Origin of the sequence: Haloferax sp. Atlit-48N (assembly GCF_003383015.2) — an archaeon.
GTDB classification, from domain to species: Archaea; Halobacteriota; Halobacteria; order Halobacteriales; family Haloferacaceae; genus Haloferax; species Haloferax volcanii.
Map to the genome: position 1 here is coordinate 1 of NZ_CP137689.1, position 18056 is coordinate 18056.

The following is an 18056-nucleotide window of genomic DNA, read 5'->3' on the forward strand; positions in this document are numbered from 1 at the left end:
ATGGACGAGGAAGAGAATCCGCGAGGCGGCGCACGAGGGGAAGCCGGGAACAGCACGCCGGACGACGGCGGCGCGGACGCCGACGCCGATGCTGGCACCGACACCGACGACACACCCAGTAACGACGCGTCCGGCGGTGACGGTTCCGCCGACAGTTCCGCCGTCGAGGACGACGTGTCGCCCGAAGACATCGACATTCAGGCGAGCATCGGTCCCGACGCCGACGCGCCCGACGCGTCCGACGAGGATCTCGACCAGCACAAAGACCCCGACGTCGGCCTCGACAAAGTCGTTCTCAACGACGACGAGGGGTCGAAGGGGCTGTTCGACGACCTTCTCGCCGGCGAGCCGATTTTCGAGAACAAGGAAGTCCTCCGCCCGTCGTACACGCCACACGAACTCCCGCACCGGACCGACCAGATAAACCAGATGGCGACGATTCTCGTCTCCGCCCTGCGCGGGGAGACGCCGTCGAACATCCTCATCTACGGGAAGACGGGGACCGGGAAGACCGCGAGCGCGAAGTTCGTCAGCCAGGAACTCGAATCCACCTCCCAGAAGTACGACGTGCCCTGCGAGGTCGAGTACATCAACTGCGAGGTGACGGACACGCAGTACCGCGTGCTCGCGCAGTTGGCGAACAAGTTCATCGAGAAGAACGTCGAGCGCATCGAGGCCGAACAGGAGCGCCTCGACGAGATGCGCACGCGGGCGACCGAAGACCCCAACGCCCTCGAAGAGACGCCGTACGACTCCATCGCCGAAATCGACGAGCGCGCGGCGGAACTCGACGACGACGCCGACGAGATGGAGACGGTGCCGATGACCGGGTGGCCGACCGACCGCGTCTACACGACGTTCTTCGACGCCGTCGACTACAAAGAGCGGGTGGTCGTCATCATGCTCGACGAAATCGACAAACTGGTCGAGAAGTCGGGCGACGACACGCTGTACAACCTCTCGCGGATGAACTCCGAACTCGATAACTCCCGCATCTCCATCATGGGCATCTCGAACGACCTGAAGTTCACCGACTTCCTCGACCCCCGGGTCAAGTCGAGCCTCGGCGAGGAGGAAATCGTCTTCCCGCCGTACGACGCGAACCAACTCCGCGACATCCTCCAGCACCGCGCCGACGTGGCGTTCAAGCCCGGCGCGCTCACCGACGACGTGATTCCGCTGTGCGCCGCGTTCGCCGCGCAGGAACACGGCGACGCCCGGCGCGCGCTCGACTTGCTCCGCACGGCCGGCGAACTCGCGGAGCGCGGGCAGGCCGACACCGTCGAGGAGGCCCACGTCCGGCAGGCGCAGGACAAAATCGAACTCGACCGGGTGGTCGAGGTCGTCCGCACCCTGCCCACGCAGTCGAAAATCGTCCTCTTCGCCATCATCCTCCTGGAGAAAAACGGCGTCCGCAACATCAACACCGGCGAGGTGTTCAACATCTACAAGCGCCTCTGCGAGGAGATCGACGCCGACGTGCTGACCCAGCGCCGCGTCACCGACCTCATTTCGGAACTCGACATGCTCGGCATCGTCAACGCCGTCGTCGTCTCGAAGGGCCGCTACGGCCGGACCAAGGAAATCAGCCTGTCCGTCCCCATCGACGAGACCGAGGCCGTCCTGCTGACGGACTCCCGACTCGGCGACATCGAGAGCGCACAGCCGTTCGTGCAGGCGCGGTTCGACAACTGAAACTGAAGAACGAAGTCCCGAAGTCCGACGCTTTTAGTGCACTCGCGTCACGCCGCGAGCGCGGCGGTCCGCATCGGTGTGTTCCCCGCTTCGACCCGAAGCGGTGCCGTCGTCGACGCCGCGTCGCTTCCCGGCGCGTCGCCTCCCGCCGCGTTTGCCGTCGACGCGTCGGGAACCGCCGTTTCCATCGTCGGCACGTCGACGAACTCGACAGGGGCGGGCGCGACCGGCGTCGTCGTCGCCATCGAGTTGGCGAGCGTCAGCCGAACCCACCCGAGAAGCGGGATACGGATTCGCGCGACGCCTTGGACCCACTCGGGGCGGACCGGGTCGGCGATACCGCTTACTTGGTCGTACCGGGGGTTGTTGTCGCCTTTCGTGATGAAGCCGCTGTACTCGGCGGGGCAGTTGGCGAGTTCTCGGCAGTTGTCGGCCGACATGTACTCGGGGTTCGCCCGGTCGTACCAGTTCTCTCCGTCGTCGACCCAGAACATCGCCCGGTGGATAATCGGGGGACCTGCCGACCCGGGGTCGTCGTAGACGATGACGCTCCCGGGGCCGCCGAACTTCCGGTAGTCGACCTCCGCGCCCGTCTCGGCCGTGACGACGGCGGTCCCCTCGACCGCCGAGTCGGGGGCGTATCGCTCCGGTCCCGTGATGAACACGAGGTCGCCTTTGTGCATGTGCGGTTCCATGCTCCCGCTTTCGACGGCGACCATCGGCGGCCACACGCCGCTCAGCGCGAACAGGAGCAACCCGACGGCCAACACGGCGAGCGCGCTCGTCAGGAGTTCGCGGACGAACAGAAGCGGCCCCTCCTCTGCCGTCCGAAGCCGAGTTAGCACGCCTTCGTCGGAGGTTGGACCGCGCCGCGAGTCGGGGGAGGGCGGGCGGCCATCGTCGTCACTCATCACTCCCAGTTTACCCGGACTGGGTTTCAACGTTCTGGGTTTCGGCATCCTTTTTGCCGCGTGTCGCGCACTCCGGGTGTGCCACTGGAGACGCCGGCGCGCATCGTCCGGACGCTCGTCGGTCGCGGCTACAACGCCGAACGCGAGGCCGTGACCCTCATCGCCGGCTCCGACGACCCCGGCCGAACCCTCGCCCGCGTCGTCGAAGCCGCCCCGGACGACGCGCTTCGCATCACCGCCGACCACGTCCGCGAGGTGCTCGCGTCCGCCCCCGCCGCGGACCCGTCGGGAACCGAACCGACGCCCCCGGCCGCTGCGGACGCTGCGAACGCCGCGGACGCCGACGTGTCCGCCTCCGCCGCATCAGACCCCTCCGTTTCCGCTGCAACATCGCACGACAACGCGGCCCACACCGACCAGTCTGCTCCAGCCGAAGCGCAGGGGACACCGGGCGGTCGGAACGTCGACCCGGCGCTTCGGTCCCTCGAAATCGCCAACGACATGACCGGCCAGTCGACGGGGACCGGCGAGTACGACGACTTCGTGAAGGTGTTCCGCGACCGCTACGAGAAGCTCTCGAAGCTGCTCCGCGGGCGCGTCAACCACCGCCCCGCGAAGGCCATCTCGAACATGTCCGGCGGCGAGGACGCCGAACTCATCGGCCTCGTCGACGACGTGCGCTCCACCAAGAGCGGCCACTGGATTATCGACCTCGAGGACACGACGGGGACGTTCCCCTGTCTCGTGATGAAGGACAAGGACATCGCGGGCTACGTCGACGAACTCCTCATGGACGAGTGCATCGCGGTCCAGGGGACGCTGTCGGGCGACGCGGGCATCCTCTTCGTCGACTCGATGCACTTCCCCGACGTGCCGCGGAGCCACCGCCCCAACACCGCCGACAGGGACGTGCAGGCGGCGCTCATCTCCGACGTGCACGTCGGCAGTCAGGAGTTCATGGCCGACGCGTGGAACCGCTTTGCCGACTGGCTCCACACCGAGGAGGCAGCGCGCATCGAGTATCTCCTCATCGCCGGCGACATGGTCGAAGGCGTCGGCGTCTACCCGAATCAGGACGAAGAACTCGACGTCATCGACATCTACGAGCAGTACGAGGCGTTCTCCGAGCACCTCAAATCGGTGCCCGGCGACCTCGAAATCGTGATGATTCCGGGCAACCACGACGCGGTCCGACTCGCGGAGCCCCAACCCGGCTTCGACGACGAACTCCGCGACATCATGTCGGCTCACGACGCCCGCATCACGAGCAACCCGTCGATGGTCACGCTCGAAGGCGTCAACGTGCTCATGTACCACGGTGTCTCGCTCGACGAGGTCATCGCCGAGTTACCGGCGGACAAGGCGAGCTACGACGAGCCGCACAAGGCGATGTACCAGCTTTTGAAAAAGCGTCACGTCGCGCCGCAGTTCGGGGGCCACACCCGCCTCGCGCCCGAGGAACTCGACTACCTCGTCATGGAGGACGTGCCCGACATCTTCCACACCGGCCACGTCCACAAGCTCGGCTGGGGCAAGTACCACAACGTCCTCGCGGTCAACTCCGGCTGCTGGCAGGCCCAGACCGACTTCCAGAAATCGGTCAACATCGACCCCGACGCCGGCTACGCGCCCATCGTCGACCTCGACACGCTGAACATGACGGTCCGGAAGTTCTCCTGAGGCGCGACCGTTTCACTACTGACGACCGTTCGACTCAGCGACCGCTCTCCTACCAGTATGCTCCCTGATAGCACGCCGGATGTGCGGCGACCGGGACCATTCCACCGTCGCTTTTTATCCGCGACGCCCACAGAATCGGTGATGACCGACGACGCGCTGTTCGACGCGACGAGCCTGAACGACCTGTCGCTTTCCAACCGAGTCGGGCTGGCACCGATGACGCGCATCAGCGCCACCGACGAAGGACTGGCGACCAACGAGATGGCCCACTACTACCGGAAGTTCGCCGACGGCGGCTTCGGCTTTCTCGTCACCGAGGGCGTCTACACGGACGACGCGTACAGTCAGGGCTACCTGAACCAGCCGGGACTCGTCACCGACGACCACGTCGAGGCGTGGACGACCGTCACGGACGCCGTCCACGAGGTCGACACGCCGATTTTCGCGCAGTTGATGCACGCCGGGGCGCAGTCGCAGGGCAACCCCCACCTCGACGGCGACCGGACGCTCGCGCCCTCCGCGGTCCAGCCCGACGGCCAGAAGGCCGAGGCCTACGGCGGCAGCGGCGAGTTCGCGGTCCCGAAGGCGGCCGACGAGACCGACCTCGAAACCGCCCGCGAGGGGTTCGTGCGGGCGGCGACGAACGCGGTCGAAGCCGGCTTCGACGGCGTGGAACTCCACGGCGCGAACGGCTACCTGCTCAACGAGTTCCTCGCGGCGGACGCGAACCGACGCGACGACGAGTACGGCGGCGGTCCCGAGTCCCGCGTGAAATTCCCCGCCGAGGTGCTTTCGGCGGTCACCGACGCGGTTCCCGAGGAGTTCGTCGTCGGCATCCGCGTCTCGCAGGAGAAAGTGACCGACGGCGACTACGAGTGGCCCGAGGGCGAGGACGCGGCCGCGGTCTTCTTCGAGGAGCTGTCGGCGGCCGGAGCCGACTACGTCCACACGACCGAGACCGACGCGACGACTCCGACCTTCGGCGCGGACGGTCCGACACTCGTTGAGGCCGCTGCCGAGTACGTCACCGACGACACGGTCGTCATCGCCAACGGCGGTCTCGGCGGCCCGGACGCGGCGCGGGCCGCCGTCGACGCCGGCGCGGACCTGTTCACGCTGGGCACGAGCGCGCTCGCCAACCCGGACTGGCCGGCGCGCGTGGCCGCCGGCGACGACCTCGACGCGTTCGACCCGGCGAAGTACCTCGCGCCGACCGCCGGGCTCTCGGACCACGAGGTCCCGTCCGAGCCGCCGCTCGCGGACGACTGACGCGCGCTCGACGGCGGCTTCTCCGCCTGCGAACTGCCCACCGAACCCCTTCGCTTCCACTCGAACTCCCGTTTCACAGTTCCTCGACGGTCGCCGTATTCGGACGCGCTAACTCGATTCGACTACCCGAGCGTCACGTCGAGGTAGAGCATCACGACGACGCCGACCATCGTCCCGAACGTCGCCACGCGCTCGTGGCCGTTCGAGTGCGTCTCGGGGACGATTTCGTCGGAGATGACGAACAGCATCGCGCCGGCGGCGAAGCCCATCGCGTAGGGGAGCAACGCCGCGGCGTACTGGATGGCCCACGCGCCGAAGACGGCGAGCGGAATCTCCACGAGGCCGGCGCGGATGCCCGCGAACGTCGCGTAGGTCGTGTTCCGAAGCCCGGCGTTGACGGCGGCGATGGAGACGGCCAGCCCCTCGGGGATGTTCTGGATGCCGATGGCGAGCATCAGCGGGACGGCGGTCCCGAGGTCGCCGGAGCCGAACCCGACCCCGACGGCGAGGCCCTCGGGCATGTTGTGGATGGTGATGGCGACGATAAACAGGACGACAGAGGCCATCTTTTTGTCCGTCTCCGGGGCGTCCGCTCGGGTCTTGCCGGTCACGAGAATGTGGACGTGCGGAATCCACAGGTCGGCTTGGTCGAGGACGACGACGCCGATGACGAAGCCGACGAGGACGGGAATCGGACTCCCGCCCGCCGCCTCGATGCCGGGGAGGATGAGGCTCGTGAAACTCGCGGCGAGCATGACGCCGGCGGCGAAGCCGAGGAGCGTGTCGAGCGAGCGCTTCGAGGGGTCGCGCCAGACGAGAATGAGGAGCGCGCCGAGCATGTTCATCCCGGCGATGACGATGCCGCCGAGGAGGCCCTGCATCACCGGGTTCGAGCCGGCGAGCGAGACGAACAGCTCTTCGACCGCCGTCACGGCCGTCTCACTTCCGGCGGCCGTCTCTCGCGTCGTTCGGTCATGGACCACCTGACGAGCGGGAGGTATGTATTCCCTCCGTCGGTTCTCGCCGGCCGCGAGGCTCGACTATCCCGTCTCGTCGAGGACGTACCGGAGCGTCGGGGACCCTTCGAACCGCGGGCCGTGGCCGACGCGGTCGAAGCCGACGTGCTCGACCGCCTCGCACAGCGGGGCCTCGGATTCGAGGACGAGCACCTCGACCGGCAGGTCTTCGGCGCTGGCGAAGCGCAGCGGCTCTTCGAGCAGTCGCCGCACCGCCGCCTCGGTGCCGCCGAGGCGGGTGACGTGGAGGACGCCGTCGCGGACGTCGAAGCCGACGAAGCCGAGCACCGGTTCGTCGTCGGCCGGCGCGTCGGCGTGGGGGTCCGAACTCGTCTCGGCGGTGGCGAGGCGGACCGTCCGGTCGCGTATCAGCCGACGCATCGCCCGTATCGGCGCGTCGGCGACGGCGGCGAGCGCCTCGGCGTCGGTGTCAACGGCGTCTCTGACATCCATGCCCGAACGTTCCGCGGCTTCGGTGATAAATCTCCGCCCGCGAGGCGTCGGTACGGGCCGTCTCAGCGCCGGATTCGCGGGTGACGGCAACGGTTGAATCGGAGGACATAGTTATACGTCCCCCCGCGTTAGCCCCTCGCATGTTTACCAACGAAGCCCCGAAGCGACGCGACGCACCGGAGGAACGATGCGCGTAGTCGCGAAGTTCGGCGGCACCTCGCTCGGGAGCGGCGACCGAATCAACCGCGCCGCCGACTCCATCGCCGCGGCCGTCGAACACGGCCACGAAATCGCCGTCGTCGCCTCCGCGATGGGCTCGACGACCGACGACCTCCTCGACGAAATCAAGTTCGAGGCCGACGACCGCGACCGCGCCGAAATCGTCTCGATGGGCGAGCGGACCAGCGTGCGCATGCTCAAGGCGGCGCTGGCCGCCCGCGGCGTCAACGCCCTGTTCGTCGAACCCGGCACCGACGAGTGGCCGGTCATCACGAACGACCTCGGCGAGGTCGACGTCGAGGCGACCCGAGAGCGGGCCGCGAAGCTCGCCGCCGAACTCGACGGCGTCGTCCCGGTCATCACCGGCTTCCTCGCGCAGAACCACGACGGCGAAATCACGACGCTCGGCCGCGGCGGCTCCGACACCTCCGCCGTGATGCTCGGCAACTACATGGACGCCGACGAGGTCGTCATCGTGACCGACGTGGAGGGCGTCATGACCGGCGACCCGCGCGTTGTCGAAGGCGCGCGCAACGTCGGCCGCATCACCGTCGACGAGCTTCGGAACCTCTCGTTCCGCGGGGCCGAGGTCGTCGCGCCGTCGGCGCTCTCGTACAAGGACGCGGCGCTGGACGTTCGCGTCGTCCACTACCAGCACGGCGACCTGCTCACCGGCGGGACGCTCATCGAAGGCGAGTTCCACAACCTCATCGACATGCAGGAAGAGCCCCTCGCGTGTCTCACCGTCGCCGGGCGGGCGATTCGCAACCGACCGGGCATCCTCGCGGACCTCTCGACCGCCCTCCGAGAGGAGGACATCAACGTCGACTCGGTCGCCTCCGGGATGGACTCCATCACGTTCTACGTCCTCGAAGACGACTCCGACCGGGCCGAGGCCGTCCTCCACGACCGCGTCGTCGCCGACGACGCGCTGTCGTCGGTCACCGTCGAAGACGACATCGCCGTCGTCCGCGTCACCGGCGGCGAACTCCCGAACCGCCCCGGCGTCATCCTCGACATCGTCGAGCCGCTGTCCGAGGCCGGCATCAACATCCACGACGCCATCACCTCCGCGACCTCCGTCGCCATCTTCGTGGCGTGGGACGACCGCGAGGAGACGCTCGGCATCATCCAAGACGAGTTCTGAGCCGGTTCTCGTCGCTGCTCTCGAAGCTGTTTCTCGCGCGCTCGCGTCCTCGAAAGTGACATCCCTCGACCGGTGGTCGTCGGCGGTCGCTGAAGTCGGCTCGTGGCGAGAACGGAACAGCCGGCGACACCGATGCACACACCAGTCCACGAGCGCCGAAAACCGGGCGTCGCCCCTCGATTTTCCGCCTGCCGATTACTTCACATTCGCGGGCCTATTGCGGGCATGAAATCGTACAAGGCGAAGATGGTCGAGCCCATCGAACTCCCCTCGCGCGAGGAGCGCGAGGCCGCCCTCGAACGCGCCGGCTACAACGCGTTCAACCTCGACGCTCGCGACGTGTACATCGACCTCCTGACCGACTCGGGGACGGGAACGATGTCCGCAGAGCAGTGGGCCGCGATGATTCGCGGCGACGAGGCCTACGCCGGCAGCGAGTCGTTCGCCCGACTCGCGGAGTCGGTCCGCGACGTGATGGGATTCGAGCACGTCGTGCCGACCCATCAGGGCCGCGGCGCTGAGAACGTCCTCTACGGCGTCCTCTTGGAGGACGGCGACGTGGTGCCGAACAACTCCCATTTCGACACGACCCGCGCCCACGTCGTCAATCAGGGCGCGGAGCCGGTCGACTGCCCGTCGCCCGCCGCTCGCGACCCCAACTCGACGGAGACGTTCAAGGGCAACTTCGACATCGACGCGGGCTACGCGCTCGTCGAGGAGGTCGGGGCCGACGCGATTCCCGTCGTCGCCCTCACCATCACGAACAACTCCGTCGCCGGCCAGCCGGTCTCGATGGCGAACATCCGCGCCACCGCCGAGTTCGCCCGCGACATCGACGCCATGTTCGTCATCGACGCCTGTCGGTTCGCGGAGAACGCCCACTTCATCAAGACCCACGAGGCGGGCTACGAGAACCACTCGGTCGCCGAAATCGCCCGCGCGCAGTTCGAACACGCAGACGCCATCACGATGTCCGGGAAGAAGGACGCCCTCGTCAACATCGGCGGCTTCGCCGCGATGCGCGACGAGACGGTGTTCGAACACGCGAAACAGCGCGCCATCCTCTTCGAGGGCTTTCCCACCTACGGCGGCCTCTCGGGCCGCGACATCGAGGCGATGGCCGTCGGCCTCCGCGAGGCCGTCACGCCGCCGTACGTGACCGACCGCGTCGAGCAGGTGGCCGAACTGGGCGACCTGCTGGTCGAGGCCGGCGTCCCCGTCTATCAGCCGACGGGTGGCCACGCGGTCTACCTCGACGCCGGCGAGGTGTTCCCGCACATCCCGAAAGAGGAGTTCCCCGGACAGGAACTCGTCTGCGCGCTCTACCTCGAAGGCGGCGTTCGCGGCGTCGAACTCGGCGGCTTCGCGTTCCCCGGAACCGACCGGCCGGACCTCGTGCGCCTCGCGCTCCCGCGGCGCACATACAGCCGCGAACACCTCGAACACGTCGCCGAGACGGCCGCGAAGGTGATGGCCTCGGCCGGCGAATACGGCGGCCTCGAAATCGTCGCGGAGCCGCCGATGAAGGAGCTTCGGCATTTCTCGGCGCGGCTCGAACCGGTGTCGAACTGACGGCCTCAGGACGGCTACTCGCGTTCCCCTATTTTCCCTCGTACAGCCGACTCGCCAGTCGCTCCGGCAGGCCGGCCTCGCGCACGCGCTCCGCGACGCGGTCGATGTCGTAGTTGACGCGTTCCGCCTCGATTTCCATCGCGTCGAGGTCGACGACCGCGTAGGCCGCCCGCGGGTCGCCGTCGCGGGGCTGGCCGACGCTACCGGGGTTCAGCACGATTCCGTCGTCGTAGATTCGGTGGCCCTGCACGTGGGTGTGGCCCAACACCAGCAGGTCCTCGTCGTCGAGGAGCGACGGCGAGAAGTCGTCGGGATAGGTGTAGCGGTCGGGGTGGTTCGGGTGGCCGTGGGCGAGTTTGACTCGGCCGTCGGCGAGCGTCCGGGTCTTCGGAAGCGCCGAGAGCCAGTCCATCGACGCCGGCGACAGCGCGTCGCGGGCGTAGTCGACGCCCGCGGCCGCCATGCTGTTGAAGCGGAAGCCGGTCCCCGACGTGACCGCGCGGTCGTGGTTCCCCGAGACGGTCGGCACGTCCCGTTCTGCGAGTTCGGACACGCACTCCTCGGGCCACGGGTTGTAGCCGACCACGTCGCCGGCGCAGACCAGTCGGTCGACCGAGGGCATCGATTCGAGCACCGCTTCGAGTGCCGGGAGGTTCCCGTGCACGTCCGAGATGACGCCCAGACGCATGGCTCGGTGTACGGCGTCGCGGCTGAAAAATCTCGGGCCGCGGCGGCGTTATTCGCCGTTGTAGAAGGCGGTCTCGACCGCGTCACCGACGGTCGCGGCGGCGGCGCAGACGGCGTGTTCGAACTCGTGGTCGTACAGTTCGCGGGCCGCGTCGGCGGCGGTTTCCGCGTCGAGGTCGAACGCGCGCGGGTCGTCTTCCTCGTAGGTCGCCACGAGCGTGGGTTCGGAGACGGCTTCCACGACGAGGGCGTCCTTGCGGACGATACCAATGAAGGCCTCGTCGTCGCCGACGACGCCCGCGATGCGGGGCGTGTCGTAGTCGTCTTTCTCGTAGTCGAGCGCGAGCAGAATCTCCGCGAGCGCGTCGCGCGGCGGGTAGCCGAGGTCGAGTTTCTCCGCGACGGGGTCGACCTGCGAGCCGTTGCCGACGACGACGTAGTCGCCGCCCTCGCGGACGCAGTTGTAGGCGATGTAGGGGTTGTCGGTCTCGGGGGCGTCGGGCGTCGGCCCGACGGTCAGGGCGTCGTCCCGGTCGACGACCCGTCGGTTCGGGAAGGACCGAGAGGAGACGCGATACGCACCGATTCCGGGACCAACGACGACGAAACGTCCGACGTACATACACGACAGTGGATAGAATAGGGGGAAATAGTTGGCGGTTTATGCACGTCTGTCCGTCGCCGTGCGACGAAATCCCACGGCGGAATCGACACGCAACGTTTACAAATACCCGCGAAGTACGAACTGATGCGAAGTCCCATGGGGTAGTGGCCAATCCTGTTGCCTTCTGGGGGCAACGACCCAGGTTCGAATCCTGGTGGGACTATTTCTCCGATTCTCACGCGCTTCGAGGCTACGCTGTCCCCTGCTCTCCAGTTGAAACGAAGGGGTGGGATTCGAAAACCCAAGGGGTTTGTTTCGAGTGGAGTTTTTGAGTACGGATTCGCGGGACCACCGGATACGGCCGATACGGGCCGCGAAACCCGCTTAGCGGTCGACCGCGAGGAGCGCCACTCGCTCTCTGACCAGCGCGGGGAGGTCGCCGTCGACGACGTGCAACTCCGTCTCGCCCACGTCGAACACGTCGCGGACGAGGCTCTCGTCGTAATCACCGAGGGTCTCTGCGGGTTCGAGGTCGAGGCGGTCGAACAGCGCGGCCTCGGCGGCGGCCTCGTCGCCGCCGTCGACGAGAACCACGACGGGGAGCGTCCCTTCCGAGACGCCGATTTCGAACGCGCGGTTAATCTGCCGGCGGCCGCTGGCGTAGAGGAGGATTTCGACGGCGCGATCGCGGGCGATTTCGTTGCCGCGGGCGATGGCCCTGTCGGCGAGCTCGACCGCTCGTTCGAGGTGCGCGCGGTCCACGACGTACCGGGCGTCGAACGCCTGCACCGTCGCGCCCGTCTCGTCGGCCACGTCGCCGACGGCCGCGATGAACGAATCGAGGTCCGAGACGGTCGCCTCGGCTTCGACGAGCCTCATTCGAAATCACCCAGACTGGCCTGCTGGTCGGCGCGCTCTTTGGCCGTCTCGAAGCCGGCGTCGTCGGGGACGGCGTCGTCCGGCGCGTCGTCTTCGTCCACCTCGTCCATCGACGGGTCCTTTCTCCCCGCGGCTTCGAGGATGTTCTCCGCGGTCTTCCTGCGACCCCGGAGGGCGGCGAGGACGCGCGATTTGTCGGCCTCGCGGAGGTCGGCCCGAGTTTCGACGCCGGCCTCGAACAGCCGGCGGGCGCGCTTCCGGCCGACGCCGCGGACGCCGGCGAGGTCGAGCAGTTCCTCGCGGACGCCGTACTCGACGCGCTTTTTCGCCTCGCGGACCGCGTACACCGAATCGTGGTCGAGTTCGGTGGCGAGTCGCTCGGCCGCGCCGAGGAGCCACTCGGCGGTCTCGACCTTCCCGCGGATGTCGCCGGGGCCGACGCCGTAGCGCTCGGTGATGCGGTCTTCGTCCACCTCGCCGACCCAGTCTTCGAGGAGTTTCGCGGTCTTCAGCGCCGACAGCCAGTCTTCGAACGCCACGTCCTCGTACTCCGAGGGAACGCGCCCGAGGAACTCCGGTTCGCGCTCGTAGCACAGTTCCGTGTAGGTCTCGCGGTCGCCGGACTTCAGGTAGAGCTGATACATATCGGGCGTCCGGCAGACGAGGTGATAGAGGCCGAGCGGCGTCGGATACGTCCGGTCCGTCTCGACCCCGTCGGCGTCGTCGCTGTCGCCGTCGCCGTTCGCGCCCACCCCGTCTTCGCCGCCTCCACCGTCGCCGTCGTCAGCGACCATCTCGCTTGCCCGCTGGAAGCCGCCGGATTCGTCGGATTCGCTTCGGTCTCGCGTCGGCTTCTCCGGCGTCTCGCCCGCGAGCGCCCGGAGCTTTTCGGTTCGGTGGTCCGCGGCCCATTCGAGGCCGTCGATGATTTCGGCGGCGCTCATCGGGTCGAGGTAGAGTCGCGAGACGGTGTGGCCGACGGGCGTCGCCCGTATGGTCTCGCCGTCGAACTCGACGAACCCGTTCACTTCGAGGTAGTCGAGCACGCGGTCCGTCACCTGTCCGAGTCGCTCGGGGTCGTCGGTCTGGGTCGCATACAGCGTCTGATCGAGGAATTCGAGCAGCCCCTCGCGGGTGTGGGCGAAGCCGGAGGCGACCGTGGCGAGCAGGTGCGTCCGAAGCGCGGGTTCGGCCGCGAGCTTCGACCGCACGTCCTCCGCGTCGGCCCAGATGTACCGCTCGAACAGTTCGTCCCGGGCGTCCGCGTCCTTCGCCAACAGCACCGCCTCGCCGTAGGGGTCGAGGCCGGGGCGGCCGGCGCGACCCATCATCTGGTGGACTTCGAGCACGTCCAGCGGTTTCATGCCGCCGTAGTCGCCGTCGTAGCGCTGCCAGTCGCGGACGACGACGCGGCGGCTCGGGGTGTTGACGCCGGCGGCGAGCGTCGGCGTCGCGCAGATGCATTTGATGAGTCTGTCGCGGAAGGCGTCTTCCACGAGCGTTCGGTGTTCCGCGGCGAGTCCCGCGTGGTGGAACGCCGCGCCTTTGGCGACCGCGTTGGCGAGGTCGTCGGAGGTCTCGGTGTCGGACACGTCGCGTATCTCGGCGGCGAGCTCCGCGAGGTCGCTGCGCTCGTCGCCGGTGACGTACCGCTCCGTCACGTCGGCCATGCGGCGGGCCGCGGACTCCGCGTTGCGCCGCGAGTTCACGAAGACGAGCGAGGAGCCTTGGTCGCCCTCGCCGTCGCCCTCCAGCGCGTCGGCGACGAGCGCGGGCGTCTGTCGTTCCCCGCGGCCGACCGGCACCTCGCGTTGGCTCCCGTCGGCGAAGGAGACGGCGTTGCCGTAGTGGACGCCCATCTTGAGGTCGATGGGTCGCCAGTCGGACTTGACGAGCTCCGCGTCGAGCCAGTCGGAGACGACGCCCGCGTTGCCGACGGTCGCCGAGAGTGCGACGACTTGCAGGTTCGTGTTGAGTCGGCGGAGCTTCGCCAGCGTGACCTCCAGCGTCGGCCCGCGGTGGCGGTCGTCGACGAGGTGGACTTCGTCGGCGACGACGCAGGTGAGTTGGTCCATCCACGCCGCGTTGTTCCGGACGAGCGAGTCGACCTTCTCGCTCGTGGCGACGATGATGTCGCGCGAGGAGAGCCACTCGCCGTCGGACTCGTAGTTGCCGGTCGAGACGCCCACGTCGATGCCGTACTCCTCCCAGCGCTCGAACTCGGCTTTCTTCTCGGAGGCGAGCGCCCGGAGCGGGACGATGTACAGCGCCTTCCCGCCGCGCGCGACGCTCGACAGCATCGCCAGTTCGGCGATGAGCGTCTTCCCGCTCGCGGTCGGGACGGCGGCCACGAGGCTCTCGCCGTCCGTCAGGCCGGCTTCGACGGCCTCGGCCTGCGGCGGGTACAACTCCTCGATGCCCTCGTCGCGGAGGGCCTCGGGAACCCCCGTCGGCAGGCCCGTCAGGTCCGCAGTTCGCATTGCATCCCCCTTGGACCGTCCCCCGGTTTAAGCCATCGGGTCGGTTCGGTCGCGGGCGCGTCGGTCCCGCGTCGGCAGGGCTTTGTACGGCCCGGCGGTACGGTGGCGCATGAAAGTCGAGTACGACCGCGACACCTGCATCGGTATGTTCCAGTGTGTCGACGAGTGGGAGGGCTTCGAGAAGAACGTCGACGACGGTAAGGCCGACCTCGTCGACGCCGAGGAGACCGACGACGGCGTCTTCGTCCGCGAGATTCCCGAGGACGCCGAGTTCGACGCGAAGTTCGCCGCCCGCGTCTGCCCCGTCGAGGCCATCCGCATCCTCGACGACGACGGCGAACAGCTCGTCCCCTGACCGCGACGCCGACGACGCCACCGGCTTCTCTCGCTTCTTCGACCTGACCGGCCCGTGTGACCGCCGACCGTGGGCCGCGTCCCCGAACCCCTCCGTTTCGACTGGAGATTCGACCGACGATAGAGTGTAACAGTTAAGCGGCGGGCCCCTAATCGTGCCACTATGAGCCAAGCGACGAAAATCGTGCTCGGTACCGTCGGCGTGTCGGCCCTGCTGGCCGTCGTGTTCGTCGGGATGAGCATCGCCTGAACGGATGTTCGAGACGCGCAGCCTGCCGTCGGACCTCGAATCGGTCCGCGACGACTTCGCCCCCGGCGCGCTCGTGTTGGACGTGGCCGGCGACTTCGACACCATTCCCCCCGAGGCCGCCGAAAACCTCGGGCTGGTGGTCGACTCGCTCTCCCCGGCGGCGTACCCCGCCGAGTGGCTACCGGACGACGCGCCCCAACAGCTTCGGCGCTACGCGTCGTCGGATTTCACCATCGGGATGCCCGGCGACGGCACCGTGTCGTGGTCCCGACAGACCGACCCGCCGGTCGTGCTGGTGAAGTACCGCGCGAAGGGGACGCCGGACGACTTTCTGGATTTCCTCATCGCCGAGGCGTTCGTGCAGGCCGGGAACGACGAGATTCCCGAACACTTCCTCCCCTTCTTCGGTGAGCAGTACGCCGACCTCGCGGCGGCGACGCCGCTCGGCCCGAGCGAGACGTATCAGGTCGCCGCCGCCCTCTACGAGGGCTGGGTCGGCCTCCACACCCGCGAGGCGTTCGCGTCGTGGGAGGGCGACCACGACCGCCTCCACGAGGCGTGGGTCGACGCCGGCGGCCGCCTCGACGACCGCCTCGAAAATCTCCCGCGGCTCGTCGCGCTCGGCAGACTCTCGTTCGCCGAGGCGACCGAGTTCGCGTGTTCGGCCGTCAAACACGGCCGCGACCTCCCCGCGCCGTTTTCGGCGCTGGACACCGCGGCGTACCGCGACCACGGCCCGAGCTACGCGGTCAAGTGGGCCGAAAAGACGTTCGAGCAGCTCGCGGCGGACGACGATGGCGCCGACGCGGAATCGAGCGACGACGCCGACCCGACCGCGGACGACGCCGCCGACTCGGCGTAGGCGGTCGCGTCGCGTTTCGCCTCAGAACTCGGTCGTGACGGTGCCGTCCTCGTTGAGGTCGACGACGCCGTCGAACAGTTCGCGGAAGCGGTCGAGCGTCTCCTGGTCGTGGACCTCCTTCGAGAGGTGGAACAGCCCCACCGCGTCGAACTCGTCGAGCAGTTCGAGAATCTGTTTCGTCGCCTCGAAGGCGCGGTCCTCGTCGGCGTAGTAGGCCATCTCCGTGACCGAATCGACGCTGAGCCGGAGCTTCCCGTCGTGGCGTTCGAGGAACTGCCGGGTCTTCTCGACGATGGCGTCGAGGTCGTCGGGGGCCGCGACGTAGTGGATGTTGTCCGAACTGCGCCGGGAGTAGCCGCGCTCGATAGACAGCGTGTCGAGGATGGTGGCGCTGGACTCGTCGACCTCGTAGTGTTCCAGCTTCTGTTCGACCTCGCGCGCGGTCGTCCGCGTCGAGATGACGAGGAAGCGGTCGGTGTCGACCTTGAAGAAGTCGGTGTCGATACGGTCGGTCTCGCCGATGCTCGGATGAAGGAGCAAGATACCTGTGCCGCCCGGAATCGTTTCGGGCGCGTCTTCGATGGCGAGCTCGTAATCCATACCCCAAGCAGTTACCCTGCCGACTTAATCCTTCATGCCGCTCGGGCGGCGTCGTCCCGGAATCGTAACGTATGTTCACGCCTCCGGGCGAGGTCAGAACAGCGAGTCGGCCGTGGCCGCGCCGATGACGCTGAACACCGCGCCGACGCTCGTCGCCTTGAGCGTGATGCGGAGCACCGCGAGGTCGAGTTCGTATCCGAGCACGGAGACGAGAACCTCTCCCGACACGTCCGAGAGGAACGTCCCCGGCGCGTCGAACGCGAGCGCGAGGATGAACACGGAGAGATACGAGACGGAGATGAGCGAGATGAATCGGACGGGAATCCCGCCGACCTCGCGCTCTCTGTCGGGGTCGCGGTCGTCGGCCTTGTAGAGCGCGCCGTAGCCGACCGCGAGCACGATGATGAGCGTGAGAAGCGCCTGCGCGAACGACATGCTCCGCGCGAGCACCCACACCTCCTCGGTGACGACGAACGGCCCCGCGAGGAGGAAGCCGCCGACGACCTGCTGGGCGGTGTCGGCGAGCGCGAACCGACGGCGGACTCCGACCATACCCCGTCGTCGTGACGGCGGCAATTAAAAGGCGCGACGGGGGGCGCGACCGGGTCGTCGTCGGACTCGCCCGTCTGTGCGGTCCGGTCCGAACGCATTTTCACCCCGGCGCGCGAGGCTCCGATATGAGCGTCCGCGACGAGTTCGACGCCTGGGCGGCCGACGGCCGCGACAAGGGCATGGAGGACCGACACTGGCACACCGCGAAGCACGCGCTCGCACGGATGCCCGTCGAGGAAGGCGACACCGTCGTCGACCTCGGGACCGGAAGCGGCTACGCCCTCCGCGCGCTCCGCGACACGAAGGGTATCGGCCGCGGGTTCGGCCTCGACGGCTCGCCCGAGATGGTCCAGAACGCCCGCGCGTACACCGACACCGACGACCTCTCGTTTCTCGTCGGCGACTTCGACGACCTCCCGTTCGACGACGACAGCGTCGACCACGTCTGGTCGATGGAGGCGTTCTACTACGCCGCCGACCCGCACCACACCCTCGAAGAAATCGCTCGTATCCTCAAGCCGGGCGGCACGTTCTACTGCGCGGTCAATTATTACGAGGAGAACGTCCACTCCCACGAGTGGCAGGAGCTCATCTCCATCGACATGACCCGCTGGTCCCACGCGGAGTACCGCGAGGCGTTCCGCGACGCCGGCCTCCACGTCGCGGAACAGGACTCCATCGCCGACCTCGACATCGACATCCCGGCGGCGACCGAGTTCCCGACCGACGACTGGGAGACCCGCGAGGCGATGGTCGAGCGCTACCGGACGTTCGGCACGCTCCTGACCGTCGGCGTCGCGCCCTGAGACGGCGGAAAACCGACCGT

General features: G+C 67.9%; 18 protein-coding genes and 1 tRNA gene. 10 read left to right on the forward strand and 9 right to left on the reverse strand.

Going from position 1 to position 18056, the window contains the following annotated elements; genetic code table 11:
- The gene (locus DEQ67_RS00005; RefSeq protein WP_004044954.1) at positions 1-1695 is read left to right on the forward strand and encodes a Cdc6/Cdc18 family protein; all 1695 of its coding nucleotides are present in this window, start codon (positions 1-3) and stop codon (positions 1693-1695) included.
- Positions 1696-1742: 47 nt separating this feature from the next.
- Here DEQ67_RS00005 and DEQ67_RS00010 read toward each other — a convergent pair whose 3' ends face one another.
- A complete protein-coding gene (locus DEQ67_RS00010) occupies positions 1743-2540 on the reverse strand; it encodes a S26 family signal peptidase (protein WP_115860813.1) in 798 nt (265 codons plus the stop codon).
- Positions 2541-2684: 144 nt separating this feature from the next.
- Here DEQ67_RS00010 and DEQ67_RS00015 point away from each other — a divergent pair, with 144 nt between their 5' ends.
- Positions 2685-4286, forward strand: coding sequence for a DNA-directed DNA polymerase II small subunit (locus DEQ67_RS00015; protein ID WP_115860725.1), 1602 nt, complete (start codon positions 2685-2687; stop codon positions 4284-4286).
- A gap of 141 nt (positions 4287-4427) precedes the next feature.
- Positions 4428-5555 (forward strand): NADH:flavin oxidoreductase, encoded by a 1128-nt coding sequence (locus DEQ67_RS00020; protein ID WP_115891797.1) that lies wholly within the window; start codon positions 4428-4430, stop codon positions 5553-5555.
- 122 nt (positions 5556-5677) lie between these two features.
- Here DEQ67_RS00020 and DEQ67_RS00025 read toward each other — a convergent pair whose 3' ends face one another.
- Positions 5678-6487 (reverse strand): ZIP family metal transporter, encoded by an 810-nt coding sequence (locus tag DEQ67_RS00025; RefSeq protein WP_013035623.1) that lies wholly within the window; start codon positions 6485-6487, stop codon positions 5678-5680.
- Between the two features lie 108 nt (positions 6488-6595).
- Positions 6596-7024 carry a hypothetical protein gene (locus tag DEQ67_RS00030; protein WP_004044961.1) on the reverse strand — a complete coding sequence of 143 codons (429 nt, stop codon included), beginning with the start codon at positions 7022-7024 and terminating at the stop codon, positions 6596-6598.
- Positions 7025-7211: 187 nt separating this feature from the next.
- Between DEQ67_RS00030 and DEQ67_RS00035 the strand changes: the two genes are divergently transcribed.
- Together DEQ67_RS00035 and DEQ67_RS00040 are read left to right on the forward strand one after the other, a co-directional pair.
- Positions 7212-8390, forward strand: a complete 1179-nt coding sequence (locus DEQ67_RS00035; protein WP_115801961.1) for an aspartate kinase — start codon at positions 7212-7214, stop codon at positions 8388-8390.
- 225 nt (positions 8391-8615) lie between these two features.
- The gene (locus DEQ67_RS00040) at positions 8616-9962 is read left to right on the forward strand and encodes a tryptophanase (protein WP_115860721.1); all 1347 of its coding nucleotides are present in this window, start codon (positions 8616-8618) and stop codon (positions 9960-9962) included.
- Positions 9963-9990: 28 nt separating this feature from the next.
- On the opposite strand, the gene DEQ67_RS00045 is transcribed toward DEQ67_RS00040, so the two are convergent.
- A complete protein-coding gene (locus tag DEQ67_RS00045; protein WP_004065886.1) occupies positions 9991-10650 on the reverse strand; it encodes a metallophosphoesterase family protein in 660 nt (219 codons plus the stop codon).
- A 48-nt stretch (positions 10651-10698) separates the two neighbouring features.
- Positions 10699-11271, reverse strand: coding sequence for an IMP cyclohydrolase (locus DEQ67_RS00050; protein WP_115860719.1), 573 nt, complete (start codon positions 11269-11271; stop codon positions 10699-10701).
- A gap of 132 nt (positions 11272-11403) precedes the next feature.
- Between DEQ67_RS00050 and DEQ67_RS00055 the strand changes: the two genes are divergently transcribed.
- Positions 11404-11476 (forward strand) — tRNA-Gln (locus tag DEQ67_RS00055).
- Between the two features lie 161 nt (positions 11477-11637).
- Here DEQ67_RS00055 and cgi121 read toward each other — a convergent pair.
- Both cgi121 and DEQ67_RS00065 read right to left on the reverse strand, forming a co-directional pair.
- Positions 11638-12132: a KEOPS complex subunit Cgi121 gene (gene cgi121 / locus DEQ67_RS00060; protein ID WP_115860717.1), complete on the reverse strand. Its 495-nt coding sequence runs from the start codon at positions 12130-12132 to the stop codon at positions 11638-11640.
- Positions 12129-14612, reverse strand: coding sequence for an ATP-dependent DNA helicase (locus DEQ67_RS00065; RefSeq protein WP_115891798.1), 2484 nt, complete (start codon positions 14610-14612; stop codon positions 12129-12131). The genes cgi121 and DEQ67_RS00065 overlap by 4 nt, the downstream gene beginning before the upstream one ends.
- Positions 14613-14721: 109 nt before the next feature.
- Here DEQ67_RS00065 and DEQ67_RS00070 point away from each other — a divergent pair, with 109 nt between their 5' ends.
- From DEQ67_RS00070 to DEQ67_RS00080, 3 genes are all read left to right on the forward strand, one after another.
- Positions 14722-14967 (forward strand): ferredoxin, encoded by a 246-nt coding sequence (locus tag DEQ67_RS00070; protein ID WP_004065879.1) that lies wholly within the window; start codon positions 14722-14724, stop codon positions 14965-14967.
- 162 nt (positions 14968-15129) lie between these two features.
- Positions 15130-15216: a hypothetical protein gene (locus tag DEQ67_RS00075; RefSeq protein WP_422653684.1), complete on the forward strand. Its 87-nt coding sequence runs from the start codon at positions 15130-15132 to the stop codon at positions 15214-15216.
- 4 nt (positions 15217-15220) lie between these two features.
- Positions 15221-16078, forward strand: coding sequence for a DUF7089 family protein (locus DEQ67_RS00080; RefSeq protein ID WP_115891799.1), 858 nt, complete (start codon positions 15221-15223; stop codon positions 16076-16078).
- A 21-nt stretch (positions 16079-16099) separates the two neighbouring features.
- Here the strand turns inward: DEQ67_RS00080 and DEQ67_RS00085 are convergent, their stop codons facing one another.
- Together DEQ67_RS00085 and DEQ67_RS00090 are read right to left on the reverse strand one after the other, a co-directional pair.
- A complete protein-coding gene (locus DEQ67_RS00085) occupies positions 16100-16678 on the reverse strand; it encodes a DUF7090 family protein (protein WP_115801967.1) in 579 nt (192 codons plus the stop codon).
- Positions 16679-16771: 93 nt separating this feature from the next.
- A complete protein-coding gene (locus DEQ67_RS00090; protein WP_004044988.1) occupies positions 16772-17230 on the reverse strand; it encodes a DUF2391 family protein in 459 nt (152 codons plus the stop codon).
- Between the two features lie 125 nt (positions 17231-17355).
- Here DEQ67_RS00090 and DEQ67_RS00095 point away from each other — a divergent pair, with 125 nt between their 5' ends.
- Positions 17356-18036 carry a class I SAM-dependent methyltransferase gene (locus DEQ67_RS00095; RefSeq protein WP_008605397.1) on the forward strand — a complete coding sequence of 227 codons (681 nt, stop codon included), beginning with the start codon at positions 17356-17358 and terminating at the stop codon, positions 18034-18036.
- The last annotated feature ends 20 nt before the right edge of the window (positions 18037-18056 follow it).